Origin of the sequence: Parafrankia elaeagni (assembly GCF_000374165.1) — a bacterium.
In the GTDB taxonomy this organism is placed as follows: domain Bacteria; phylum Actinomycetota; class Actinomycetes; order Frankiales; family Frankiaceae; genus Parafrankia; species Parafrankia elaeagni.
The window spans coordinates 50,458-76,154 of the sequence record NZ_KB893729.1; the positions used below are offsets into that span (position 1 = coordinate 50,458).

Annotated in this window: 19 protein-coding genes and 1 pseudogene; 11 read left to right on the forward strand and 9 right to left on the reverse strand. The window is 72.6% G+C overall.

Annotated features, from left to right (window positions below; all coding sequences use genetic code 11):
• Window positions 1–51: 51 nt before the first annotated feature.
• Window positions 52–492 (forward strand): MarR family winged helix-turn-helix transcriptional regulator, encoded by a 441-nt coding sequence (locus B207_RS0117990; RefSeq protein WP_230205083.1) that lies wholly within the window; start codon window positions 52–54, stop codon window positions 490–492.
• Window positions 489–4,529: an ABC transporter ATP-binding protein gene (locus B207_RS42345; RefSeq protein WP_018637960.1), complete on the forward strand. Its 4,041-nt coding sequence runs from the start codon at window positions 489–491 to the stop codon at window positions 4,527–4,529. Before B207_RS0117990 ends, B207_RS42345 begins: the two co-directional genes overlap by 4 nt.
• Window positions 4,530–4,552: 23 nt before the next feature.
• On the opposite strand, the gene B207_RS0118000 is transcribed toward B207_RS42345, so the two are convergent.
• Window positions 4,553–6,622, reverse strand: a complete 2,070-nt coding sequence (locus B207_RS0118000) for a DHA2 family efflux MFS transporter permease subunit (protein ID WP_018637961.1) — start codon at window positions 6,620–6,622, stop codon at window positions 4,553–4,555.
• A 150-nt stretch (window positions 6,623–6,772) separates the two neighbouring features.
• On the opposite strand from B207_RS0118000, the gene B207_RS0118005 reads away from it, so the two are divergent.
• Complete coding sequence (locus B207_RS0118005; protein ID WP_018637962.1) at window positions 6,773–7,234, forward strand: MarR family winged helix-turn-helix transcriptional regulator; 462 nt, start codon at window positions 6,773–6,775, stop codon at window positions 7,232–7,234.
• 80 nt (window positions 7,235–7,314) lie between these two features.
• Here the strand turns inward: B207_RS0118005 and B207_RS0118010 are convergent, their stop codons facing one another.
• The gene (locus B207_RS0118010; RefSeq protein WP_035741108.1) at window positions 7,315–7,944 is read right to left on the reverse strand and encodes a TetR family transcriptional regulator; all 630 of its coding nucleotides are present in this window, start codon (window positions 7,942–7,944) and stop codon (window positions 7,315–7,317) included.
• 129 nt (window positions 7,945–8,073) lie between these two features.
• On the opposite strand from B207_RS0118010, the gene B207_RS34415 reads away from it, so the two are divergent.
• Window positions 8,074–9,702: an MFS transporter gene (locus tag B207_RS34415; protein ID WP_051102576.1), complete on the forward strand. Its 1,629-nt coding sequence runs from the start codon at window positions 8,074–8,076 to the stop codon at window positions 9,700–9,702.
• Between the two features lie 124 nt (window positions 9,703–9,826).
• Here B207_RS34415 and B207_RS34420 read toward each other — a convergent pair whose 3' ends face one another.
• A complete protein-coding gene (locus B207_RS34420; RefSeq protein WP_018637965.1) occupies window positions 9,827–10,486 on the reverse strand; it encodes a TetR/AcrR family transcriptional regulator in 660 nt (219 codons plus the stop codon).
• Between the two features lie 60 nt (window positions 10,487–10,546).
• Complete coding sequence (locus B207_RS0118025; protein ID WP_026311179.1) at window positions 10,547–11,995, reverse strand: MFS transporter; 1,449 nt, start codon at window positions 11,993–11,995, stop codon at window positions 10,547–10,549.
• Between the two features lie 250 nt (window positions 11,996–12,245).
• Here B207_RS0118025 and B207_RS0118030 point away from each other — a divergent pair, with 250 nt between their 5' ends.
• The 5 genes and pseudogenes from B207_RS0118030 (at window position 12,246) to B207_RS41635 (ending at window position 18,654) form a co-directional block, all read left to right on the forward strand.
• Window positions 12,246–12,887: a TetR/AcrR family transcriptional regulator gene (locus tag B207_RS0118030; RefSeq protein ID WP_018637967.1), complete on the forward strand. Its 642-nt coding sequence runs from the start codon at window positions 12,246–12,248 to the stop codon at window positions 12,885–12,887.
• A 42-nt stretch (window positions 12,888–12,929) separates the two neighbouring features.
• On the forward strand, window positions 12,930–15,119 hold the full coding sequence (locus tag B207_RS0118035) for a HelD family protein (RefSeq protein WP_018637968.1): 2,190 nt from the start codon (window positions 12,930–12,932) through the stop codon (window positions 15,117–15,119).
• A gap of 134 nt (window positions 15,120–15,253) precedes the next feature.
• A pseudogene (locus B207_RS42920) lies at window positions 15,254–15,916 on the forward strand (ABC transporter ATP-binding protein); the annotation flags it as partial.
• Between the two features lie 84 nt (window positions 15,917–16,000).
• Complete coding sequence (locus B207_RS42925) at window positions 16,001–17,323, forward strand: FtsX-like permease family protein (RefSeq protein WP_407671432.1); 1,323 nt, start codon at window positions 16,001–16,003, stop codon at window positions 17,321–17,323.
• A 599-nt stretch (window positions 17,324–17,922) separates the two neighbouring features.
• Complete coding sequence (locus tag B207_RS41635; RefSeq protein ID WP_026311180.1) at window positions 17,923–18,654, forward strand: LuxR C-terminal-related transcriptional regulator; 732 nt, start codon at window positions 17,923–17,925, stop codon at window positions 18,652–18,654.
• Here B207_RS41635 and B207_RS0118055 read toward each other — a convergent pair.
• Window positions 18,614–19,609, reverse strand: a complete 996-nt coding sequence (locus tag B207_RS0118055) for a DUF5996 family protein (protein WP_035741111.1) — start codon at window positions 19,607–19,609, stop codon at window positions 18,614–18,616. The genes B207_RS41635 and B207_RS0118055 overlap by 41 nt on opposite strands.
• A gap of 109 nt (window positions 19,610–19,718) precedes the next feature.
• On the reverse strand, window positions 19,719–20,453 hold the full coding sequence (locus B207_RS39870) for a hypothetical protein (protein ID WP_154675433.1): 735 nt from the start codon (window positions 20,451–20,453) through the stop codon (window positions 19,719–19,721).
• A 556-nt stretch (window positions 20,454–21,009) separates the two neighbouring features.
• On the opposite strand from B207_RS39870, the gene B207_RS0118065 reads away from it, so the two are divergent.
• Window positions 21,010–21,837 (forward strand): Fpg/Nei family DNA glycosylase, encoded by an 828-nt coding sequence (locus tag B207_RS0118065; protein ID WP_026311182.1) that lies wholly within the window; start codon window positions 21,010–21,012, stop codon window positions 21,835–21,837.
• A gap of 62 nt (window positions 21,838–21,899) precedes the next feature.
• On the opposite strand, the gene B207_RS0118070 is transcribed toward B207_RS0118065, so the two are convergent.
• Both B207_RS0118070 and B207_RS0118075 read right to left on the reverse strand, forming a co-directional pair.
• Window positions 21,900–22,550: a TetR/AcrR family transcriptional regulator gene (locus B207_RS0118070; RefSeq protein WP_018637973.1), complete on the reverse strand. Its 651-nt coding sequence runs from the start codon at window positions 22,548–22,550 to the stop codon at window positions 21,900–21,902.
• A 43-nt stretch (window positions 22,551–22,593) separates the two neighbouring features.
• A complete protein-coding gene (locus tag B207_RS0118075) occupies window positions 22,594–23,796 on the reverse strand; it encodes a cytochrome P450 (RefSeq protein WP_018637974.1) in 1,203 nt (400 codons plus the stop codon).
• Between the two features lie 361 nt (window positions 23,797–24,157).
• Here B207_RS0118075 and B207_RS0118080 point away from each other — a divergent pair, with 361 nt between their 5' ends.
• Complete coding sequence (locus B207_RS0118080) at window positions 24,158–24,928, forward strand: aquaporin (RefSeq protein WP_018637975.1); 771 nt, start codon at window positions 24,158–24,160, stop codon at window positions 24,926–24,928.
• Between the two features lie 83 nt (window positions 24,929–25,011).
• Here the strand turns inward: B207_RS0118080 and B207_RS0118085 are convergent, their stop codons facing one another.
• Window positions 25,012–25,677 carry an ABC transporter substrate-binding protein gene (locus tag B207_RS0118085; RefSeq protein WP_051102577.1) on the reverse strand — a complete coding sequence of 222 codons (666 nt, stop codon included), beginning with the start codon at window positions 25,675–25,677 and terminating at the stop codon, window positions 25,012–25,014.
• Window positions 25,678–25,697: the final 20 nt, after the last annotated feature.

The window sequence follows — 25,697 nt, forward strand, 5'->3', positions numbered from 1 at the left end:
GCGGGTTCGTGGTACTAGTTCGGAACTCGAACCAGTTGTTAGTGTCGAACCGTGTTGTCTGACGTCCCCGTCCCCGTCGACGCGGTCCGGGCTGTGGTCCGGCTGTCCCGCCTGTTCGAGCGGTCGCTGGACGGCCTGAGCCTGGCCCAGTACCGGGTGCTCGCCCAGATCGCGGCGGGCGACGAACGGGCGTCCCGGATCGCCCGCCGGCTCGCGCTCGGCAAGCCGGCTGTGAGCGCGACCGTCGAGTCGCTGCGCCAGCGAGGCCTGTTGGTCCGGGGCGGCCTCGACGAGGACAGGCGGGTCACACCGCTGAGCCTGACGCCGCAGGGCCGGTCCGTCCTCGACGCCGCCGAGCGGGTGATGGCCGGGGCGCTGGGCGAGGTTCTCGCCCGCACCCCCGACTCCGACGCGGCCGGCACCGCGCTTCGCCAGCTTGGCGACGCCCTCGAGGAGATCCTGAGCGAACGCGCCCGGCGGCAGGGCCGATGAGCGCCTCCACGCCCACGCCCACGCCCACACCTGCACCTGCACCCGAACCCGAACCCGCAGCCGCAGCCGCCCAGGCCGGCTGGCTGCGTGGGTTGTGGCACTACCTGATGCGCCATCGCCGCGATCTCGTCCTGGCACTGCTGGCGGCGCTGCTCGGCAGTGCCTGCCAGGCGGTGGTCCCGCTGATCGCGCGCCACATCGTCGACGACGTGATCGTGCGGCGGGCATCCCCGCTGTGGCCGTGGCTGCTCGTGCTGTTCCTCGCCGCGGCCGGCGCGTTCGGCTTCGCCTACGTGCGCCGGTACCGTGGCGGACGGGTGGCGCTCGGCGTGCAGTTCGACCTGCGCAACGCGATGCACGATCATCTGCAGACCCTGGACCAGGACAGCCTGTCCCGGATGCCCACCGGCCAGCTGGTGGCGAGGGCGAACTCGGACTCGGCGCTCGTGCAGGGCCTGCTCGGCCTGCTGCCGATCATGATGGGCAACGTCATCATGATGATCACCGCGCTGATCGTCATGATCGTTCTCTCGCCACCCCTCGCGCTCATCAGCCTCGTCGTCATCCCGGTGCTGTTCGCGCTCTCCTACCGGCTGCGGTCGCGGGTCTTCCCGGCCACCTGGGACGGCCAGCAGCGCGAGGGCGCCGTCGCCCAGATCGTCGACGAGGACGTCAACGGCGTGCGGGTGGTCAAGGCGTTCGGCCAGGAGGATCGCGAGGTGGGTCGCGTCGTCGAGGCGGCCGCCGACCTCTACGGGTCCCGGATGCGGGCGGTGCGGCTGCGGGCCCGCTACCAGCCGCTGCTGGAATCCGTCCCCGCGCTGGCCCAGGTGGCGATCCTGGCCGTGGGCGGCTGGATGGCCCTGAACGGCCAGCTGACGATCGGCACCTTCCTCGCCTTCTCCACCTATGTCGGGCAGTTCGCGGCCCCGACCCGCCAGCTGGCCGGTGTGCTCACGGTCGGGCAGCAGGCCAGGGCCGGCGTCGAGCGGATCTTCCAGCTGCTGCGCCTCGCCCCGGCCATCGCGGACACCCCCGAAGCCGTGGAGCTCCCGCCGACGCGCGGCGAGATCCGCTTCGAGGGGGTGGAGTTCGCCTACCCCGACGGCCCGCCGGTGCTGCGCGGCTTCGACCTGCACATCGCCGCCGGGGAGCGGGTGGCGCTCATCGGGGCCAGCGGCAGCGGCAAGTCCACGGTGGCCGCGCTGCTGAGTCGCTTCCACGACCCCGATGCCGGCCGGGTGACGATCGACGGCCAGGACCTGCGGTCCGTCCGGCTGCGGTCGCTGCGCTCGCAGGTCGGCGTCGCCTTCGAGGAGAGCTTCCTGTTCTCCGACTCGGTGCGGGCCAACATCGCGTACGGCCGGCCCGACGCCACTGACGAGCAGGTCGAGACGGCGGCGCGGGCGGCGGCCGCGCACGAGTTCGTCCTGGCCCTGCCCCGCGGCTACGACACGATCGTCGGCGAGCGCGGCCTGTCGCTGTCCGGCGGGCAGCGACAGCGGATCGCGCTGGCCCGGGCGCTGCTCACCGACCCCCGCATCCTCGTCCTGGACGACGCGACGAGTGCCGTGGACGCCCACACCGAGGAACACATCCACGCCGCGCTGCGGGAACTGCTGCCCGGGCGCACCACGATCCTCATCGCCCACCGCGTCTCGACACTGCACCTGGCCGACCGGATCGTGGTGGTCGAGAACGGGCAGGTCGTCGATGCGGGGGCCCACGAGGAACTGACGGGACGCAGCGCCTCCTACCGGACACTCCTGGCCGGCCTCGACTCCGATCCGGCGGCCGGCCCGGCCGACCAGGCCAGCCAGGCCGGCCCGGCCGACCAGGCCAGCCAGGCCGACCAGGCGGAATCGCCGGCTGCCCGGACCTCCGAGACAGCCGAGCGGGACCAGGGGGCCGGACCGAGCCCGGTGTCCGGCACCGCTCCGGCGGCGGAACCCGCACCCGGCCCGGCGCCGCGGCGCGGGACCGGTGGCGCCGGGGTCGGCGCCCCGAGTCTCGGCGCCGGTCTCGGCGGCGGGGGCAGCTGGCGGCTGAACCTGGCGCCGACGCCGGAGCTGCTGGCCCGGGTCGCCGCCCTGCCGCCGGTGCGGGACGTCGCCGACATCGACGTCGCGGCCGAAAGCCAGCCGGACCCCCGGTTCAGTCTCCTGAGGGTGCTGCGGCGGTTCCGCCGCCCACTGCTGCTCGGGCTGCTGCTGGTGATCGGCGACGCGGCGGCCAGCCTGGCCGGGCCGGTGCTGGTGAAGACGGGTGTCGACAACGGCGTCGCACGCGGCTCCTCGGGCGTGCTGTGGGCGGCGTCCGCCGCGTTCCTGGTGGTGACGCTCGCCGACCTGCTCGACCAGATCGGCGAGACCTTCGTGACGGGCCGCGCCGCCGAACGGATCATGCTCTCGCTGCGGATCAGGATCTTCGCGCAGCTGCAGCGCCTCTCCCTGGACTACTACGAGCGCGAGATGTCCGGCCGGATCATGACCCGGATGACCACCGACATCGACCAGTTCGAGTCGCTGATCGAGAACGGGCTGCTGGCGGCGCTGGTCTCGTTCGTCACGTTCGCCGGAGTCGGCGTGGCCCTGCTGACGATCAACCCGGAGCTCGGCGGTCTGACACTGCTGGTCATCGTTCCGCTGGCCGCCGCGACCGTGGTCTTCCGGCGCCGGGCTGCCGGGTACTACGACCTCTCCCGGGAGCGCATCGCGATCGTCAACGCCGACTTCCAGGAGAGCCTGTCCGGTATCCGGGAGGCGCAGGCGTTCGTGCACGAGGCGGCGACCGTCGAGCACTTCCGCGGGCTGGGGCGTGACTACCTGAGCTCGCGGCTCGCGGCACAGCGGCTCGTCGCCATCTACTTCCCGTTCGTCCAGTTCCTCTCCGCGGTGGCCGACGCGATCGTGCTCGGCGTCGGGTCCGCGCTCGTCGTGCACGGCCAGCTGAGCGTCGGCGTACTGATCGCCTTCATCCTCTATATCGATCTGTTCTTCTCGCCGATCCAGCAGCTGTCCCAGGTCTTCGACGCCTGGCAGCAGACCCGGGTGTCGGTGGCGCGTATCGCCGAGCTGATGCGGTTGCGGACCCTCACCCCACCGGCCCAGAACCCGCTGGCACCCGGGCGGCCGCGTGGTGAGCTGGTGCTGGACGGTGTGCGCTTCGCCTACCCGGCCACGCCCACGCCGCTGCAGGACCGGCCGCTGCAGGCCACGCCGCCTCAACGCGCCGCCGGCGGCGGCCTCGCCACCGGCCTTGCCACCGATCCCGGCGCCCGTGCGGTGGGGCCCGCCGACCCCCGTTTCGCCCGGTTGGAGACCGCCGCCGCGACCCGGGTACCCGAGGCGCTGCGCGGCGTCGACCTGCGTGTCGCCGCCGGGGAGACCGTGGCCCTCGTGGGAGAGACCGGCGCCGGCAAGTCGACGGTGATGAAGCTGATCGCCCGCTTCTACGACCCGGACGACGGCGCCGTCCGCCTCGACGGGTGGGATCTGCGGACCCTGGACCTCCGCACCTTCCGCAGTTGGCTCGGCTATGTGCCGCAGGAGGCGTTCCTGTTCAGCGGGGCCGTCCGGGACAACATCGCCTACGGGCGGCCCGAGGCCACCGATGCCGAGGTGGAGGCGGCCGCCCGCGCGGTCGGCGCGCACGAGTTCATCGCCGCGCTGCCCGGGGGCTACCACCACGAGGTCGCCGAGCGGGGCCGCTCGCTGTCAGCCGGGCAGCGCCAGCTCATCGCGCTCGCCCGGGCCGAGCTCGTCGATCCGGTGCTGCTCCTGCTCGACGAGGCGACCTCCAACCTGGACCTGGCGACCGAGCGCCGGGTCGCCGCCGCCACGGCGCGTCTCGCCCGGCGGCGGACGACGATCGTGATCGCGCACCGGCTGCAGACAGCCCGCACCGCCGACCGGATCGTCGTCCTCGACGGCGGCGCCGTCGCCGAGATCGGCTCGCATGACGAACTGATCGCCGCCGACGGACACTACGCCTCGATGTGGCGCGCCTTCGAGCTCGTCGGCTCACCCGCCACCTGAGCGTCCCTGCACCTGCGTCAGGTTCACGGGGCGGTGCTGGAGACTCCGGTCATGGCTGTGGTGACGGCCTTCTCGGCCCCGGCGGACGGACTGGTGTCGTCGACGTCGATCGGCTCCTCGGCCGTGGGCGTCTCCGGTGTGGAAGAGGGTGCGTCCGACTCGGATGACGTGGCCGCCACCGCCACTGGTTCCGGCTCGGGCTCTGCCACCGGTTCCGCCACCGCCACTGGTTCCGGCTCCGGCTCCGGCTCGGGTTCCGCCACCGGCTCGGGTTCCGCCACCGGCTCAGGCTCTGCCACCGGTTCTGGTTCCGCTACCGCTACCGCTACCGCCACCGGTTCCGCTGCCGGCTCCGGCTCGGCTGCCGGCTCCGGCTCGGCCACCACGACCGGCTCGGTCACCGCCACCGCGACCGCGACCGGCGCGCCCACCGCCACCGGCGCAGCCACGGCCGCTGCCACCGGCTCCTTCACCAACGGCGGGTCCTGTACCGCGGGTGGAACCTGTGCCGGCGGCGGCTTCTGCGCCGGGGCGACACCGCCACCGGCCGCCGCGGCGGGCCGGCGGGGCAGGAACAGGCCGGCGAGCAGGCCGGCCGCGGTCAGCCCGACCACCCACCAGAACGTCGCGCCGAACGCGCTGCCGATCTCGTCGGCGATCGCCGGCGGCAGCTCGGTCTGCCGGGCGGTCTCCAGCCCGCCGCCGCCCGCGCCCGGCACGCGGGTCGAGATGGCGTGCTGCAGCTCGACGGCGACCAGAGCCGTCGCCAGCGAGCCGCCGACCCGCTGCAGGATGTTGAGCGTCGTCGTGGCCCGGGGCACCGCTGCCGGGGAGAGGGTCTGGTAGGCCGCGCTCATCGCGGGCATCATCGAGGCGCCGAACCCGAGCCCGCGTACGAACAGGAAGGCCGCGAGCGCCACCTCGTTGGTGTGGGCGTCGATCTGGGTGAGGGCGAGGGTGCCCAGCAGGCTGACGGCCATGCCGATCGGGACGACGTACCCGGCGCCGCGGCGGTCGGCCAGCCGGCCCGCCAGCGGCATCGCGACCATCGCCCCGAGCCCCTGCGGGACGAGGGACAGGCCGGCGGCCAGCGCGCTCTGGCCCCGTGCGATCTGGAAGTAGAGCGGGAGCAGGAACATCGCGCCGAACAGGGTGGCGCCGACCATGAAGGTGGTGACGCCGGCGAAGCTGAACGTGCGGTCGCGGAACAGCCGCAGATCGAGTAGGGCGTCGGCCCGCCGCAGGGCGTGTATGACGAAGCCGACCAGCGCGACCACGCCGACGGCGATGCTGACCTGGACCTCCACCGATCCGAAGCCGCCGTCGGAGCCGGCCTGGGAGAGGCCGTAGACGAGTGCGGCGAGGCCTGGGGAGATCAGCAGCAGGCCCGGCACGTCGAGCCGGTGGTGCGCCTGCCCGTGATCGTCACGCGGAAGCACCCGCCAGGAGGCGACCAGCGCGACCGCGCCGAGCGGCAGGTTGACGAAGAAGATCCAGCGCCAGTCGAGGTTGTCTACGATCAGCCCGCCGATGACCGGACCGAGGATCGGCGCGATCAGGGTCGGAATCCCGACGACGTTCATGATGCGGTTCATCCGCGCCGGCCCGGCGGCCCGGGCCAGCAGGGTCATGCAGATCGGCAGGATCATCCCACCGCCGAGACCCTGCACGACCCGGAAGGCCACCAGGCTTTCCGCCGACCAGGCCGCGCCGCACAGCGCGCTGCCGGCGAGGAACAGGACCAGCGAGATGTTCCACATGCGGGTCGCGCCGAAGCGCTCGATGGCCCAGCCGGTGAGCGGGATGACGATGGCGAGCGCCAGCAGGTAGCCGGTTGTGATCCAGGAGACCGTGGACAGGGAGGCGTCGAAGTCCCGGCCGAGGGTGTCGATGGCGACGGCTACGATCGTCGTGTCCAGGATCGCCATGATCGCGCCGAGGGTGACCGTGAGCGCCAGACGGCGCAGTGCCGGGTCGATCTCCGTGCTGGGGCCGCCTGGCGGCTGGCTCCCACCCGCGCCGTCGGCCATCGCGGCCCGGGCGGGCTCGCCTGCCTCGCTGGACGGTTCTTTTCCCGGTGCGTGCTCGGGCACGGGCTCTCCGATGCATCCGCCGATGGTCGCCGGTGCAGCCCGGCGGCTCTGACGTCGACCAGCATCCGCCGTTCGTTGAGGCTCGTCAAATATTTAGTCGTGTCCATGATGTGGGGGGTGTGCGGGGCCCCGGGAAGGTACCGTCGAGGCGTGATCAGTCCAGTCGCCGGGGAGGCGTGGCTTGCGGTGCAGGCACTGGTCCTCGGCGGGGCGGGGCACCGGCAGCTGCACCGTGTCTGTCAGGAGGCGGACATCCCGCCCGGGGCCCTGAAGGTTCTGATGATGCTGACCGACGGGTCACGCCCGATGCGCGAGCTGGTCAGCGCCTTCCGCCTGGACCCCTCCTACCTGACGAGCATGGTCGACGCACTGGAGCGGCGTGGGTTCGCCCGGCGCGAGCCGCACCCGACCGACAGGCGGGCCAAGACGGTCGTCATGACCGAGGAGGGGCGGCGGATGGTGGCCCGGGCACGGGAGCAGATGGCGGTCGCGCCGCCCTCGTTCGAGGTGCTCTCCCCGGCGGAACAGGAGCAGCTGCTGTCGCTGCTGCTGCGGGTGCTCGACGCGGAGCCGGACGTCCCCGCGGTGATACGTCCCAGCGCACGGTCCTGACCGCCTGACCGCCTGACCACCGCTGCTTCGAGCCCGAAGCAGAGGCCCGCGGTCGCGGCTCGCCACCGGGGCGCGTGGTGTCAGGAGACGGTCGTGCCGGCCGTGTGTGCGACCTGGCTGTCGGCGCTGACGAGGATGGCGTCGAGGGCCGGGGCGAGCCGGTCGAAGGCCCGCCCGGTGAGCTCGAGCAGGTCGAGCCGGCCGTCGGCGGACTCCCAGTGGGTGAGCACGGCGTCCAGGGTGGCGAGCGCCCAGTTGGTGAGCAGCCGGGGGAGGAGCGGGTCGTGCGCGGCCCCCAGCCGGGTGGTGATCGAGGTGGTCAGTACGGCGGTCCACTCCCGCTGCGCCTCGGCGAGGCGGGTGCGCAGCGCCGGCTGGCTGGCGACCATGCGCAGCACGGCGAGCGTGGGCGCGGGGTTCTCGGCGCATTCCCTGAGTACGGTCATGGCCGCGGCACGTAACGACGCGATGACCGGCTCGTCGGGCGGGCGGGCCGCTACCGTGGTCTCGAAGCCGCCCATCCGGAAGATCTCCGTGACGACGTCGTCCTTCAACGGGTAGTAGCGGAAGAACGTGCGTGGCGAGACCTCCGCCGCTGCGGCGATGTCCTCGACTGTCGTCGCCTCGTAGCCACGTTCCGTGAACAGCCGGGTGGCGGCGGCGGCGAGTGCCTCGCGTGTGCGTTCCTTCTTCGCTTCTCGAAGACCCATCGCCGGCACCCCCTTTCAGTCGTCCATCCTAGCGATCGTGGCAGTCGAATGTTAAATGGCACACGGTTGCCACTTTCCTGTCGGGGTGTGAGGCTTGACGAGCCCCCTTTCGACTGAGTGGAGAGCTTGATGACCGCACCCTCTTCCGCGCCTGCCCGGCGGCGGTCTGCCGGCAGGACGGGGAAGCCCACCGGTCCGGGGAGTCAGCCCGGCAGGCTGGAACAGCTGCGGTCCAACCCGTGGCTGACCTTGATCAGCGTCGCCCTCGGTGTGATCATGGTGGGCCTCGACGGCACCGTCGTGTCGATCGCGAACCCGTTCATCGCCCGTGACTTCGACGCGAGCCTGCAGAGTCTGCAGTGGGTGACCAACTCCTACCTGCTGGCGCTGGCCGTCCTGCTGATCGTCGGCGGCAAGCTCGGTGACCGCTTCGGCCGCAAGAAGGTCTTCCTCATCGGCATCGCCGGGTTCGCGGCGACCTCGCTGATGGTCGGCCTGTCCGGCAGCATCGGCGAGGTCATCGTGTGGCGCGCGCTGCAGGGCGTGTTCGGCGCGCTGCTGATGCCGAACACGCTGGCGCTGCTGCGCTCGGTCTTCCCCGCCGAGCGGCTGAACTCCGCCATCGGCATCTGGAGCGCGAGCTCCGCGATCTCCATCGCGGCCGGGCCGATCGTCGGCGGGCTGCTGATCGAGAACGTCTCCTGGGAGTCCGTGTTCTACCTGAACGTCCCGGTCGGCGTGATCGCGCTGGTCGTCGGCATCGCGGTGGTGCGGGAGAGCCGTAACGAGGAGCCCGGCCAGAAGTTCGACCCGGCTGGCCTGGTGTTGCTCTCCGGTGGTCTGTTCGCTCTCGTCTACGGCGTGGTCAAGGCGCAGTCGTGGGGCTGGGGCAGTCTGAACACGATCGGTTTCCTCGGCGGTGCCCTGGTGCTGCTGGTGCTCTTCGTTCTCGTCGAGCTGCGGGTGTCCCAGCCGCTGCTGTCGATGTCGCTGTTCCGCGACAGGTCGGTGACCCTCGGCAGCGTGTTGGTGATGGTCAACTTCTTCGCGATGTTCGGCGTGCTGTTCTTCCTCACGCTCTACCTGCAGAACGTCCACGGATACTCGGCTGTCGAGACCGGTGTGCGACTGCTCCCGCTCACCGTGGTCTTCATGTTCGGCAGCCCCCTCGCCGCCTCGCTCACCACCCGCTACGGCCCGCGGGTGCCGATCGGCATCGGCATGCTGCTGACGTCCGCCGCCCTGTTCTGGATGACGGGCCTCGCCACGGACTCGTCCTACATGCTGCTGTGGCCGCCGCTGCTCGGCATCGGCATCGGCATCGCGTTCGTGGCGGTCGCCTCGGCCGAGGCGATCGTGGGGAACGCGCCGCTGGAGCTCTCCGGCGTGGCCGGTGGTCTGCAGAGCACCGCCATGCAGCTCGGCGGCGCGATCGGGACCTCCGTGCTCGGCTCGATCCTGGCCGCGCGGGTCGACGGCGTGCTCGCCCAGAAGACGGTGAACGCCGGCGCTCCCGCGGACGTCGCCGCCCAGGTCGCCCAGAGCGGCGAAGCCGTCACTCAGGGCCTCGCGCCCGTGCCGCCGGGTGTCTCCGCGCAGGTCGCCGACGCGGTGACCGCGGGCGCCCACGCCGCGTTCATGTCCGGCCTGCATGTCGCGCTGCTGGTGGGGGCCGTGATCGCCCTGCTCGGCGCGCTGGCGGCTCCGCTGATCCGGTCCAGCGGACGTCCGATGGACGGCCCTGTGGTCATGCACTGACGCGATCCGGGTACCGGCCCGGCCGGCCCGGCCCGGCCTGGCGTCGCGAGGCGCCGGGCCGGGCCGTACGCGTTCCGGAGCCGTCGCACTGCCTGGACGGTGTGGCCTCCGAACGCGCGGGCTGTCAGATGTCGGTGACGGGTGGATGCGTGAGCGGGGCGGCCCCGGGGCGCAGCGCCGCCAGCAACAGATCCATGTAGCGCTGGACGGCCGCCGGGCTGGTGTCGGCGGACATGTCGATCACGCCGCGGAGCGACCAGAGAATCATGACGACGTCCAGGGTGGTGACGTCCGGGCGGATGGTGCCGGCCGCCTGGGCCTCGGTGAGCAGTTCGCCGAGCGTCGCGCGGAACGCTGTGCGCAGCTCGTCGGGCATCGCCGTGTCGAACGCCCGCATCATGTAGCCGCGCTTGCTGACCTGCAGGAGCGCGCACTGGCGCAGCGTCCGCTCCAGGCCCGCGCCGTCGGCGGCACCGAGCTCGGCCCGGGCACCGTCCAACAGCTCGCGCAGCAGATCCTCGGCGATCTGGCGGAGCAGATGCTCCTTGGTGGGGAACCGGCGGTAGAGCGTGCCGACCCCCACCCCGGCCCGGCGGGCGATGTCCTCCACGCAGGCGTCGAGGCCGCGCTCGGCGAAGACGGCGCAGGCGGCGTTGATGATCCGGTCGCGGTTGCGCGCCGCGTCCTGCCGCAGGCGAGGCGGCCGGCCGCCGGCCCCACCCGCCGGGCTGCCGTCGGTCGGTGCCGGTGCCGGTGCCGGTGCCGGTGCGCTCAGGCTGCTCATACGTCCCCTCCTGCTGGCTGGTCGACCGGCCCCCCGGACGCGGGGCCGTCGGAGCCTCCGCTAGTCGACCAGCTCGGCCCCGGCGACGAGCGCCGTCTCCGGATGCTCGTGGGCGCCCGAGCGCCTCAGAATGACAGTCTCGTTCCTGACGCGGGGAATGAGCAACGCCACCAGGGCGGCGACAGCACTCGCCACGGCGAGGAACAGGAACCCGTGGCTGTAGCCGCTCGCCTGGGGCAGCCCGCCCGCGCTCGCGCCGCCGGCGACCAGCACCGCCATCACGGCGGCGCCGATCGAGCCGCCGATGGTCCGGATGTTCGCGTTCATGCCGCTGGCCACCGCGGTCTGCGTGGCCGGGACGGACTCGACGACGATGTTCGCCATCGCGGCGAAGACCAGCCCCATCCCCACGCCGAACAGCGAGGACGCGAGCACGATCTGCCAGGCGTGGTCGTTGACGTAGGCGAACATGACCAGCGGGAGAACGCTGAGCAGCGACCCGCCGACCACCGCGACCCGCGACCCGACCACCGCCGTGACCCGCCCGCTGACCATGCTCACGAGGAACATCGTGAGTGTCATGGGCAGGGCGTAGAGGCCGGACTCGGTGACGCTCGCCCCCAGGCCGTAGCCGGTGCTGGTCGGTGTCTGCAGGAACGCCGGCAGGAACGACATCGTCCCGTACAGGCCCATGCCGAACAGCAGCGCCACGAGGTTCGCCGTCCACACCGGGCGCAGCCGCATCATCCTCAGGTCGATCAGTGGCTCGCGGGCCCGGTCCTCGGCGATCAGCCACAGGGCGCCCAGCACGAGCGCCGCGGCGAACAGCCCCAGGACCTCCGGCGACGTCCAGCCCCAGTTCCGGCCTTCGCTGACGCCGAGCAGGAGGGCGATGAGCCAGCCCGCGAGCAGGACGCCGCCGAACCAGCTGACCCGCGCGGGCCTGCGGTTGCGTGACTCCGGGACGAACTTCGCGGCGGCGGCCGCGGCGAGGAGAATGACGATCATCGGTGCCCAGAACAGCCAGTGATAGCCGAAGGCCGACTCGATCGGACCGGCGAGCACCAGGCCGACCCCGCCGCCGACGGCGGTCAGCGCGGCCACGATGCCGACGGCGGAGCCGAGCTTCTCCGGGGGCAGCTCGTCGCGCAGGATCCCGAAGGACAGCGGCAGGATCGCACCGCCGCACCCCTGGATCACCCGACCGACGATCATTAGCCCGATGCCTGTGGCCAGCGCCGACACGAGCGCACCCAGGCCGAGGAGCAGCAGGGCGAAGACGAAGACCTTCTTCTTGCCGATCATGTCGCCGACCCGGCCGAGGATCGGCGTGGCCACCGAGGCCGCGAGGAGATAGGAGGTCATCACCCAGGTGACCGTGTTCTGGTCGGTGTGCAGCTCCCGCTGGATCGTCGGGAGCACCGGACCGACGAGCGACTGCAGCAGCGCGAACGCCGCCGTCCCCGCCATGACGACCCCGAAGGTCAACCGGTAGGTACCGGGTCTCATCCATACCCCTTCCGCGCCGCTCCGGAGCACCAGGCGGCCGCCCTGGCCGGCGCGCATCCGCCCTGGCCACCGAGAAGTGGAATCCGTATTCCGCTACCTGTCAAGGTGGACACCCGGCGACCGACCTTCTCCTTACCGGGTTCAGGTACGATCCGAGGCAAATAAATGACTCGGTAAAGATTTCTTCGGCGGGCAATGGGCCGGCCGCGGGTCGGCCTTGATCGGTGGAGGTGCCAGGGATGCGCCCGCGGTGACCCGGGAGCCGGCAGGGCTGCGGCAGCGGAAGAAGCAGCGCACCCACGACGCGCTGTCGGCGGCGGCCATCGCGCTGTTCCTCGAGCGCGGCTTCGACAACGTGTCCGTCGCCGAGGTGGCAGCCGCGGCGGAGGTCTCGAAACCGACGCTGTTCGCGTACTTCCCCACCAAGGAGGACCTCGTCCTCCATCGCATCGCCGACCACGACGGCGAGGCCGCCCGGGTGGTGCGCGCCCGGCCGCCCGCGACCGCGCCGCTGCCCGCGTTGGAGGAGCATCTCCTCGCCGGGCTGGCGCGACATGACCCGGTGACCGGTCTCAACGACCACCCGGAGGTCCTCGCCTTCCACGGGATGGTCTTCGCCACCCCGAGCCTGGCCGGGCGGGTGGCACAGTACGCGGCGCGGGACGAGGAGGCGTTGGCGGCAGCCCTCGGCGAGGCCGTGCCCACCGCCGGTGATCTCGCCGCGGCCCTGGCCGCGAGCCAGATCCTGGCCGTCCGCCGCGTGCTCGCCCGGGAGAACTGGCGCCGGCTCTGTGAGCCCCGGGCTGTCGCCGCCGACGTTCTCCCCGACGCCGTCGCGGCGGCCCGGCTGGCCTTCGGGGCGTTGCGGAAGGGGCTGTCCGAGTTCGCGTGAACCCGCGGGACGAAGCTGCCCGGACGGAGATCAGGAGTTCCGATGAACGTCGAGAGCACCGAGAGCACCGAGAGCACCGAGAACGCCGAGAACGCTGAGAACGCCGACGCCGGGGAGCTGTCGGCGGAGCGCGCGTACCTGCGACGTGGCCTGCGCGCGCTGCGCGGGATGCACAAGCAGGCACGGGATACCGACATCCCCGGCGGCGATCCGGTCGTGGACAAGGCGACGATCGCGGCTCTGCGGGCCGACAAGGCGCGCCGGCTGGCCACCTTCACCGCGCACGACGACGCGGTGCCGCTGTTCTTCGGACGCCTCGACTACCGGACCGGCGAGTCCTCCGCGGTGCCGGCCCAGCCGGTGTACCTCGGGCGCCGCCATGTCCGGGAGGACGCGGGCGACGATCCCCTGGTGGTCGACTGGCGGGCCGGTGTGGCCCGCCCGTTCTACCGCGCGCACCGGGCCGACCCGATGGACGTCCGCGTGCGGCGGCGCTTCGGCTTCGTGGACGGCGAGCTGACCGCCTTCGAGGACGAGATGTTCCAGCACGGAGACGCCGGCAGCGCCGGGACGGGCGGGACGGGCGGGGCAGGCGAGGGGGTGACAAGCGGTGAGAGCCTGCTCGAGCAGGAGATCCAGCGGCCCCGGTCCGGGCCGATGCGGGACATCGTCGCGACGATCCAGCCGGAGCAGGACGAGATCGTCCGGGCGGAGCTCGAGGTCAGCATCTGCGTCCAGGGCGCTCCGGGAACGGGCAAGACCGCCGTCGGTCTGCACCGGGCCGCGTACCTGCTGTACACGTACCGCGAGCGGCTGCGGCGCTCGGGCGTCCTCGTCGTCGGCCCCAACCGTGCCTTCCTCGGGTACATCGCCGCGGTGCTGCCGACGCTGGGAGAGTTCACCGTCGAGCAGCGCAGCGTGGGCGACCTGCTGGACGGCACGCCCGTGCGGGCCATGGACCCGGACGACGTCGCGGCGCTGAAGGGCGACGAGCGGATGGCGGTCGTGATCCACCGTGCCCTCCACGGTGCCATCGGCGACGTGGCCGGGCCCGTCACAGTGGTCGCGCGGGAGGGCCGCTGGACGGTCGGCGCGGACGACGTCGCGGACCTGCTCCGCGCGACCCGGTCGGGCGCCTTCGGGTACGGCGCCGGCCGGGCCATGTTCGCCCGGCGGATCGCCGCCGCGGCGGCGCGGCGGGCGGAGCTTGCCGGGACGCACATCAGCGACGGCGGGATCGAGACACTCGCCCGCGGCCGGGCGGTCCGCGACGCCGTCGAGGCGATCTGGCCGAAGGCCGACGGCGCGAAGCTCGTCCGCCGCCTGTTGACGGACCCGCCCTTCCTGGCCGCGGCGGCCGACGGCGTGCTGACGCGGGCCGAGCAGACCCTGCTGCTCGATGCCCACGCCGCCTCCCGTGCTCGCGCCGCCCGGTGGTCGCTGGCTGACGCCTACTGCGTCGACGAGGCACGGCACCTGGTCGAGCGGGTCCCCGGCCACGGCCATGTGATCGTCGACGAGGCCCAGGACCTGTCACCGATGCAGTGCCGGGCGATCGGGCGCCGGTGCGCGGACGGGTCGCTGACCGTCCTGGGTGACCTGGCCCAGGGGACGACCGCCTGGGCCGCTTCCTCCTGGGAGACCACCCTGGGCCACCTGGGCAAGCCGGCCGCGCACCTCGAGGTGCTCGAGCGCAGCCACCGGGTGCCCGCGCAGGTCCTGGAGTTCGCGAACCGGCTGCTGCCGCACATCGCGGCGAGCGTGCCGGCGGCGACCTCGGTCCGGAGCGTGGCGGGTGCGCTGACGGTGGTGCGGGCGGCCTCGGGAACGCTCGCGGCGGAGGTGGCGGCGCAGGCCCGCCGGGTGCTGGCGCACGAGGGCTCGACGGCGGTGGTGGTGCCCGACGGGCGGACGGCCGTGATCGGCGCGGCGCTGCGCGACGCCGGCCTTCCCTTCGCCGAGCTGACGGGCGACACCGCTCCCCAGCGGGTGTCGCTGGTGCCGGCCTCCCTGGCGAAGGGGCTGGAGTTCGACCACGTGGTGCTGGCCGACCCGGCCGCCGTCATCGAGGGCGAGCCGCTGCGGACGCACGGGCTGCGTCGTCTCTACGTGGCGCTCACCCGCACGGTGACCTCGTTGGTCGTCGTCGCCGTCGGCGATCTTCCCGCGGAACTGGCGGAACTGGCGGGGCTGGTGGAACCGGCGGGGCCTGGCGGCGGGCGGCTCCCCTGACCAGGGTGGCGGGCAGGGGGTGGGGAGAACCCCACCGGCAGGACGCGGTCTGGGCCCATCGACCGGGACGAGCATGATCCATAGCGTCGTGGGCGCAGGTTCACACCGGTCTTCCACCCCCCCGGGAGCACACGTTGAACGCCTCCACCGCCGTCCTCGAAGTACATGATCTGGCGCGCACCTACGGCGAGGGGACTGGCTCGGTCGCCGCGCTGGCCGGGGTGTCCGCCGCCTTCGCCCGCGGGACCTTCACCGCGGTCATGGGACCCTCGGGCTCGGGCAAGTCCACCTTCCTGAACTGCGCCGCCGGGCTGGAGCCGCCGACGTCCGGCCGGGTGGTGCTCGACGGCGCGGACATCACCGACTGGGACGAGGAGCGCCGCACCCGGCTGCGCCGCGAGCGGATCGGCTTCGTCTTCCAGAGCTTCCACCTGATGCCCTACCTGACGGCCGAGCAGAACGTCGGCCTGCCGCTGCGCCTCGCCGGGCGGCGCCCGGACCGGGCGCGGGTGAGTGCCCTGCTGGAGCGGGTCGGGCTCGGCGAGCGGGCCGGGCACCTGCCGGCCGCGATGTCGGGCGGGCAGCGGCAGCGGGTCGCGATCGCGCGGGCGCTGGTCGCGGACCCGGCGGTGATCCTCGCCGACGAGCCGACCGGCGCGCTGGACTCGGCCACGGCCGCGTCCGTGCTGGAGCTGCTGCGCGGCTGTGTCGACGAGCTGGGGCAGACCGTCGTCATGGTCACCCACGATCCCGTCGCCGCGGCGTACGCCGACACGTTCGTCGCCGTGCTGCTCGGCACGGCGCTCGTCGGGTCGTTCGCGACACTGGTGGAGACGGCCGCCGGCCCGATACCGGCGCGGGACGCGGAGTCCCTCACCGTGATGGGCGCCGTCGTCGGCGGCTGGGGTGCGGTGATCGTGCTGTTCTCGGTCGCGTCCACGGTCGGGCTGACGGTCGGGCAGCGTGACGTCGAGATCGGTCTGCTGCGCACGATCGGTGCCACCGGGTGGCAGGCCCGCCGGCTGGTGCGGGCGGAGACGCTGGTGGTCTGCCTGGCGGCCGCGGCGCTCGGGGCGCTGCTCGCCGCCGCCGGTGGGCGGGCGCTGCTCGCCACGCTGGTCGCGGGCGACGTGGTGAGCGAGGTCGAGTTCGGCGGCGGCGCGGTGTCGCTGCCGCTCACGGTGGCGGGGATCCTGCTGGTCTGCCTGGTCGCGGCGGCGGTCGCCGGCCGCCGGGCGACCCGCGGGCCCGCCTCGGTCACCGCCGCCGACGACCTCGCCGCCGACGACCTCGCCGGGGCGCGCCCGGTCCGCCGGTGGCGGGTGGCGCTGGCGCTCATCCTGATCGCGTACGGGGTGGGCATGGGTGTGGTCACGGTGACGGTGAGCGGCAACTCCGACGACCCCTACGACGCGATGGCGACGTCCGGTTCGGCCTCGTTGCTGGTCGGTGTCGGCCTGGCCCTGCTCGGGCCGCCGCTGCTGCCGGTCGGCGCCCGGCTGGCCCGCCCGTTCCTCGGCGGCGACGGGGCCGGTTACCTCGCCGGCCACACCGCGTCGCGGCGCGCGCACCTGCTCGGCGGGGTGCTCGGCCCCGTGGTGGTGCTGACAGCCGGTGCGGTGGGCACGCTGATGCTGGTCGGCACGGACGGGCGCACGCTCGTCGGGGAGCCGCCGGCGGGCACCGAGACGATCAACCTGCTCAACAACGTGGTGGTCGGCATGATCAGCCTGTTCGCGACGATCATGGTGGTGAACTCGTTCGCCGCGGTGGTCGCGCACCGGCGGGTGGAGCTGCGCCAGCTGTGGCTGGTCGGCGGCACCCGCGCGCAGATCGAGCGGTCGGTGGTGGCCGAAGCCGCGCTCGTGGCGGCGGTCGGTGTCGTGCTCGGGCTGGTCGGATCGCTGGCCACGATCATCCCGTTCGGGCTGGCGCGGGGCGAGGGTGTGCTGCCGGACGGGCAGCTGTGGCTACCGCCCCTGATCGTCGCCGCCGTGGCCGCGCTGACCGTGCTCACCGGCACGTCAGCGGCGCGCTGCTCGGCCACCGCCTCACCGCCGAGTACGCGGACACCTCCGGTCTCGTCCTGCTGGCCCGTCCGCTGCACTGGCTGCGGGATGGGGCCCGCTGGCGCGACGTGGCCTTTCTGTGGTTCTCCGCGAGCGGTGGCTTCGCCATGTCGCTCGTCCCGCCGGCTCTGCTGACGGGGCCGGTCACGTACCTGCTGCTGCTCGTGCTCGACCCCGGCTGGGTGTGGCTGCTGCTGGCGCTGCTCTCCGGGCCCGCGCTCTACGTGTGGTGGCTGGTCACCCCGGTGCTGGTCCGGGCCCGGGCACTCGCGGAGCGGGGCATCCTCGGCGGCTCCCGGGTCGCCGAGCTGGAACGGCGGGTCGAACAGGTGACGGAGACACGCAGTGCGGTGCTCGACCACTCGTCCGCCGAGATCCGGCGGATCGAACGCGACCTGCACGACGGGGCGCAGGCCCGGATCGCGGCCGTCGGCATGAGCGTCGGCCTCGCCGAGAAGCTCGTCGGCAGCGACCCGGAGGCGGCGGTCGAACTGCTGCGTGAGGCCCGCGCGACGACCGTCTCCTGCCGGCCTGACCGGGGTGGCCCGCCGCCTCGCCGCGTTCGACGGGACGTTCCACGTCGACAGTCCTGTCGGGGGCCCGACCACCGCCACCCTGGAGATCCCGTGCCGGACCTGAGCCCGGGGACTCCGCCGGGTCTGCCGGGTCCGTCAGGTCCGTCAGGTCTGCCGAGTCCGGCGGGTCCGCCGGGTCCGCCGGGTCCGCCGGGTCCACTGACAGCCGTCGTCGCCGAGGACCAGGCCCTGCTGAGGGTCGGGATCGTCCGCATCCTCGCGGCAGGTGGCATCGACGTCGTCGAGGCGGTCGAGGACGGGCCCTCGCTCACCGCGGCGCTGGCCCGTGACGACGTCGACATCGCGATCGTGGACGTCCGGCTGCCCCCGACGCGGACGGCCGAGGGGCTCCAGGCGGCGATCGACGCCCGGCGGGCCCGCGGCCAGGCCCACCGCCGCCCGCGCTCCGGCTCCGGCCCCACCCCCGGCCCCGGCCCTTTGCCGGTGCTGGTGCTGGTGCTGGTGCTGAGCCAGTGGGTCGAGCCGCTGTACGCCCGGGACCTGCTCGCCTCCGGCGGCGGGGCGGTCGGCTACCTGCTGAAGGACCGGGTCGCCGACGTCGACGAGTTCCTCGCCGCGGTGCGCCGGGTGGCGTCCGGCGGGACGGTTCTGGACCACGAGGTCGTCGCCCGGCTCGTCTCCCGGCGCGAGCAGCCGCTCGACCGGCTCACCGGGCGCGAGCGCGAGGTCCTGACACTGATGGCCGAGGGACGGTCGAACACGGCCATCGCGGCCCGGCTCGTCATCACCGAGAAGGCCGTCGGCAAGCACACCAACAGCATCTTCACCAAGCTCGACCTGCCGCCCGCCGCCGACGACAACCGCCGCGTGCTCGCCGTGCTCGCCTGGCTCAACGGGACGGACCTGCCCCGCCGGCCGCCCCCTGGGTGACACGGGCCGGGAGCAGCTCCGGGTCGGTGACTCCGCCCGGGGAGGCGTAGCGCTCGATGTCCCAGCCGGCGAGGACCGCACCGGCCTGGTAGGCGTCACCCAGGAAGGCCAGGATGGCGGAGCGCCGCTGGGCCGCCGAGCCGTCCGTCAGCGCGGACAGCGGGAGCACGGCCAGGTGGCTGCCGCCGCGTTCCATCCACCGCGCGCCCGACGGGTGCAGGCGCGTCTCGGCGAGGCCCGGCGGCTCCGGGCTGGTGTACGAGTAGAACGCCGGTTCGGGCAGCGTCTCGTCGCCGAACCAGAAGCCCGAGCTGATCAGTTCCCGCGAGTAGGCCTCACGGGTCACCGGGTCCGTGCCGGGCGCCGGCTCGACGGCGCGGTCACGGAACCGGGTGTGCGCCACGTCGAAGGTGTGCCAGAAGTGGTGCACCGGGCTGACCTTGCCGGAGAACCCGGCGGCGAACTCCTCCAGGAGCAGGAAGACCTGGCTGAGCGTCTGCCAGTACCGCAGGGCCATCGCCGGGTCGTAGGCGGCGTGCTCGGTGTCCTCGGCGAACGGGCGCCCGGAGTCGGCCAGGTCGAAGGGGTGCGGATGGTCGAGGCGCACAGTGATGTCGAGATCGCGTAGGGCCCGCGTCAGGTGCGCGTAGAACGACGCGACGGACCCGCCGGCGAGGGGAAAGGTGACCCGCTCGCCGTCGATGCGGTGGACGTCCAGCTCGTGCGAGACGAGATCGACGTCGATGGTGAAGATCGTGTTGCCGTCCACCTGGCCCATCGGCCGCGAGGTGATGCCCCGGCCGGTGAGGTGCAGCGGGACGTTCCACCAGTGGTTGCGGCGCTGGCTGGCGGCCAGCCGGATCTTCCCGATCACCTGCAGGTAGCGGTGCAGCGTCTCCTTCGTGCCCGCCCAGGCCGACAGCGGGATCGCCGGCAGCATCTCGACCCTGTCCATCCCGTCCACCCCCGAATCGACTACCGTAGGTAGCTACGGTGCTACGTCCTTGGAATCGGGGCAACCTGAGGGCCGGCGGGCCGACTACGCCGACGGGCCGACGGGCCGACTACATCGTGGTCCCGAAGGCCATGAGGCCGAGCATGACCAGCGCGAGGGCGATCACGGCGACGGTCACGGTGGTGGCGACCCGCACCGACCGCTGTTCGGCGAGATCGGCCCGCGCTGCCTCGGATTCGTACTCGTACGGGCACCGGGTGGAGTAGCGGATGCTGTTCCGGGCGGGCGCGCTTCGGCCGGGCGGCGGGGTGGACGGTACGGCCACGCCGTTCGGCCCGCCGTAACCGTGGACGGCGGCCGGGCGTGGCCCCACGCCGAGTGCGCCCGGGTCGCAGATCGTGTACCAGCGGCGCATGTCCGGCCGCACCGATGTCACGAACGTGCGCAGGACATCGCCCTGCCCGGTGCCCGTGGCCCTGCGCAGCCCCGGCGGCACGGTTCCACGCATCGTCGGCTCCGCGGTGCCGCGGGCGCGCGGGCCGGCGCCCTGACCTGGGCCGGTGCCGGTGCCGGTCGCGCCGGGGCGCGATCCGATGCCGGCGGCGCCACGCCGGGCGTCGCCGCTCAGGGGCGGCTCCGGGGCGCCGGTGGCCGGGGCGCCGGTGGCCGGGGCGACCTCGCCGGCCCGAGGGACACCCGTGACGTTCTCGAGGCCGGCGCTCCCGCCTGGCCCGCTGTGTCCGCTGTGTCCGCTGTGTCCGCTGTGTCCGGCTGGCCGGGCGAGGCCGGGACCGAGGCGGAGGAGATCGGGGTCCATGAGATCCCGCGGGCGCGGGATGTGCACAGTACGGTCCATCGGCGAGTCGGGCGGGGGGACCGGGCCGGTGGCGGGGCGGCCCGGTCGCGGCTGGAAGGGCATCGGCTGGAAGGGCACCGGCCGCGTGGCGGGGCCCATCGGAAGTTCACCGGTTCCGCTTTCTCCACCCATTGGTGACCGCTCCGTTCTGTAGGTGACCCGGCACACGTCGACGGGTGGTCCACTCGGGCAGCGCCCCCGGCCGGATGTCCACCGGGAGCGTCGTCAGGATCCGCCGCCTCCACTGTTCGCCACCCCCGTCGGGGGTAGTGAGAACGTAGATGTGTGCGTGTGGTCGGGGGGGACATCTGCCAGGTGGGCATGGAAGCATGATGAAAGCGAGTGCTAACGGCACAACCTTTTTCATTTGATGAGTCAACGAGCGCACCCCGGATCATCTATCGGGGAATGATTCGGCAACCCCGCAGTGACAGTGCTCACGTGCCTCCGGGGAACCTGCGGAAAGCCTGCTGCGGCGGCCCTGGAGCCAGCGCCGGCTCTCCCGTCGGGTAGACCCCGTCCGGATCGGTATGCTCTGCGGGCCATGCCTGAAGGTCACACCGTGCGCAGACTCGCCGACGCCCATCAGCGGGTGTTCGGTGGCCGGCCGGTGCGGGTGACGAGCCCACAGGGCCGGTTCGCCGCCGGGGCGGCCCTGCTGGACGGGCGGCTGCTCGCCGAGGCCGAGGCGTACGGCAAGCACCTGCTGCTCCGCTTCGACGACGACCGGGTGCTGCACATCCACCTCGGGATCTATGGCAAGTGCCAGCTGGGCGCGGGGCCGCCACCGGAACCGACCGGGGCCGTCCGGCTGCGGCTGGTTTCCGGCACCGGGTGGGCTGACCTGCGTGGGCCCAACGCCTGCGAGCTGCTCGAACCCGGCGAGGTGAAGGCGCTGCTGGACCGGCTGGGTCCGGATCCGCTGCGTGCCGACGCAGACCCGGAGCCGGCCCGGCGGAAGATCGCCCGCAGCCGGACCACGATCGCCCAGCTGCTGATGGACCAGGCGGTGGTGGCGGGTCCGGGCAACATCTACCGGGCCGAGGTGCTGTTCCGCGCGGGGGTGGACCCGTTCCTGGCGGGCCGGGATGTCACCCCGCCGCAGTGGGAGCAGATCTGGGCCGACCTCGTCCTGCTGATGGCGGACGGGGTTCGGTCGGGGCGGATCGACACGGTGCGGCCGGAGCACCTGCCGGAGGCGATGGGACGCCCACCGCGGGTCGACGAGCACGGCGGCGAGGTGTATGTCTACCGCCGGTCGGGGCAGGCCTGCCTGGTCTGCGGGACGGACGTGCGAGGTACCCGGCTGGCGGGGCGCAACCTGTTCTGGTGCCCACGCTGCCAGCCCGCCGCCGGGACCATCCCCGGCTGAGCCGCGCGCCCGCGAGCCTGTGCGCCCGCGAGTCCGTGCGTCCGTGCGTCCGTGTGGGAGGGTCAGGGGCGCAGGGCGCGCAGGAACAGTCGGACGATCTCACGGGTGTGCCGTTCCTGCTCCTCAGGGGCACGGATGATCCCGAACGAGGCGAGCCGCGCGGGCGTGCTGGAGACCATGCCGAGAAAGTGCTCGGCGAGGGCGCTGGGATCCTCGGCGGTGATCGTGCCGGTGGCGGCGTGCCTGCGCAGCAGGTCCGCGACCAGCTGGTGACGGGGCCAGAACGCCACGGTCTGGCCGTGCCGAGCCAGCGCGGGGAAGCGGGAGGCCTGGGCGATGGCGATCCGACTGAATTTGATCATGTTCGGATCGAGGGCACGCCGGACCGCGGCGTCGGCGATCGCGTTGAGGGCGCCCTCCAGATCACCGAGGCCGGGGGCCTCCGGTTCGGGGACGGGCCAGTCCCGTCGCGCCATCGCCCACTCGAACACCGCGTTGAACACGGCTTCCTTGCTCGGGTAGCGGGCGTAGAGAGACGCCTTGGTGGTGCCCGCGGCGCGCGCGATCGCGTCCATCGACGTGCCCTCGTAGCCGAGATCGAGAAAGAGCCGCAGCGCGTGCTGGCGGACGTCCCGATCGAGCCGCTCGGTCTCCTCCCTGCTGGGCCGCCCGCTCCGGCGGGTCCGCGGCTGCGGCGGACGCGAAGACACCATGCCCTGCAGTGTGGCAGACCGTGACCATCGTCTCCGGGCCCGCTCACCGCCGCCGGACGTCCAACGGAAGCTTGTTCAGGCTGATCATCGTCCAGGGGTCGCGCTGCTCGACGGGGGCGTCGGCGGCCACCTCGATGTCGCGATAGCGCGCCAGCAGGAGGCCGAGTGCGATCCGCGCCTCCAGCCTGGCCAGGGGTGCGCCGAGGCAGAAGTGGATACCGTGCCCGAAGGCCAGGTGCGGGTTCGGCGAGCGGTGCGGGTCGAACCGGTCGGGGTCGGGGAAGACCCGCTCGTCCCGGTTGGCCGCCGCGAGCCAGACGGCAACCATCGAACCGGCGGGGATGTCCGCGCCGCCGAGCTCTGCGGCGCGGGACGTCCGTCGCAGCAGGCGCGGAAACGGGGTCCGCAGCCGCAGGGACTCCTCGATGACGGCGGGCAGCAGATCGGCGTCGGCCCGCACCTCGGCGGCAGCCCGGGGGTGCTGGTCAAGAGTCAGGACGGTGTTGCCGAGCGTGGCGGTGGTGGTGATGTGCCCGGCGAGCAGCAGCAGGCCGACGAAACCGACGATCTCCTCGTCGACGAGCCGCTGGCCGTCGATCTCCGCCTGGACCAGCCGGGCGGTGAGGTCATCCCCCGGATGGGCCCGGGCGCGGCGGATGTGGTCGAGCAGATAGGCGTTCATGTCCCGCACCACGGGCGTGACAGCGCGGATGTTCGCCTCGGCGAGTCTGGTCAGCGGCTCGTCCGGGTTGGTCGCGGCGCGATCGAACATGAGGTCGGCCCAGCGCCGGAACATCGGCCGGTCGTCCGCCGGCAGGCCGAGAAGCTCGGCGATCACGATCACCGGCAGCGGGTAGGCGAGCTCGTCGATGAGGTCGATACGGCCGCGATCACCGGTGGTGTCGAGCAGTTCGTCGGTGATGTCGGCGATGTGCGGTGCCAGCCCGGCGACGGTTCGCGGGGTGAACGCGCGGCTGGCCAGGCCACGCAGCCGCCGGTGCTCGGGCGGGTCGATGCGCAGGAAGTTGCCCCGTCGGAACAGCTCGATCTCGGCCGACCGCGGTGCCAGATCGCCGACGTCGGAGGAGAAGATGGCGTGCTCGGCCAGGACCGTGCTGGCCTCGGGATGCCCGAGGACCTGCCAGCACTGCTGGCTGTCGTCGTGGTGGACGGCGCCGCGCTGGCGCAGCCGGTCCATCCAGGCGAGCAGGTCGGGCAGCGAGCGCCGGGTGGCGGCGGCCGTCATCGCTCGCTCCGGCCGGGCTCGTTCCACGGAGATTCGTTCCAGGCAGCACTGAGGATGCACACGCAGTACTGCTTCCCCGTAATACGGAGGCGGTATTCCCCGTGATGTCTGGCTGCCCGCCAGGGCTGCTGCCGCACGAGTTCCGAAGGTCTCGGGCCCGTTGCGGGATATCTCGGAACTGTCGGTTATCCGCCTCCACGGTGCGGCGCCGGGTGACGTTTCAGGTCACCCGGAACGGGTGAAGCCGAGACCACGGGTACCCGTCTCTTCGCATGATCGTCATTCGATGATGGTTCGGTGGCATCGCCATGGTGAAATCGCCATTCGGGGTGACATCGCCATCTGGATCGGACGGGTAGAAATGAGACGGTATTTCGCCGAGGGGCTGGGGACCTTCGCGCTGATCCTGGCCGGGCTGGGCACAGCCGTGCTGGGTGGGACCGGTGTGGGCGTGCTGGAGGTGGCCCTGGCGTTCGGCCTGACGCTCCTGGCCCTCGTCTACACGATCGGCCCCATCTCCGGGTGCCACGTGAACCCGGCGGTGACGGTGGGACTGCTGGCATCCCGCCGGATCGGGCCACGGCTCGCGGTCGGTTACATCATCGCGCAGTGCCTGGGTGGTGTTCTCGCGGCCGCGGTCGTGTGGTTCATCGCCGACACCAACGCCGTCGGATACTCGGCCTCGGCGCAGGGATTGGGAGCCAACGGCTTCGGCGTGCATTCACCCGGCGGTTTCGGCTGGGCGGGTGCATTCGTCATCGAGATCATCGTCACCGCGCTGCTGGTCCTCACCGTTCTCGTGGCTACCGACCTCTGGGCACCGCTGGGCGTCGCCGGACTGGCGATCGGTGTGGCGCTGGGCGTCGCCAACCTGGTCGCCATTCCCGTCGACGGCGCGTCCGTCAACCCGGCACGCAGTATCGGGCCGGCGCTGCTCAGCGGCGGCTGGGCCCTCAGCCAGCTCTGGCTGTTCATCGTCGCCCCGCTGATCGGGGCACTGCTGGCCGCCGGTGTGCATGCCGTACTGCGGCCGCGCGGGCCGGTCAGCCCGAAACTGGCCACTCCGTTGCCGGACGAGTCCCTGCAGAAGATCGCCCGGGAGACCGCACGGCTCATCGGTGGTCGGTCCTGAACGAGGGGCCGACAACCGGGCAGGCGCCGGACTGTGCGTGGCGCCTGCCCGCTGTGTGGCTGTGTCGGCTGTTCTGGTCTGGTTCAGGTGCCGTTGATGCAGAGGCTTTCGTCTCTGAGCTGGAAGGCTGTGCCGTCCGGGCTGATCTGGACGAAGGCGTTGCAGGCCATTTTCGGGTTGCGGTCCGCGAGGTTGATGGGTTGGACCAGTCCGTCGGCGTTGTAGTCGCTGACCTTGTGCAGGGCGGCGATGACGCCTTCGCGGGTGGGGCAGTCGCCGGCGAGTTCGAGGCCGCGGATGAAGATGTCGGCGAAGACGTAGCCGTACACGGCGAACTGCTGTTCGGGTACGACGGTCTGGGGGGCGAAGCGTGACATGGCGTCGCGGTAGCGGTCGATGGCCGGGCCGCCTGCCTCGAAGGGGCGGAAGTTCACGCTGAAGGAGACGTTGGCGAGTGCGCGTCCGAATTCGCGCAGTACGTTGCTGTCGTATCCGGTGACCGAGACGGTGCTGGTGAGGGCGATGCCTGCGTTGCGGACGGCCTGCATGATCTCGGCGAGGTCGTTGGGGGCGGNGAAGGCGACGATGGAGTCGGCGCCGGAGCTTTCCAGGCGCTGGGCGATCCGCGCGGGGCTGTCGGCTCCCGCCGAGTAGGTGATGATTTCGGGGACGGTGGCGAGGCCTCTGCCTTCGAACGCCGCTCGGTACTGCCCGATGACCTCCTGGGTGAAGACCTGGGAGCCGGACATCAGGAAGGCGGCTTTCCGGC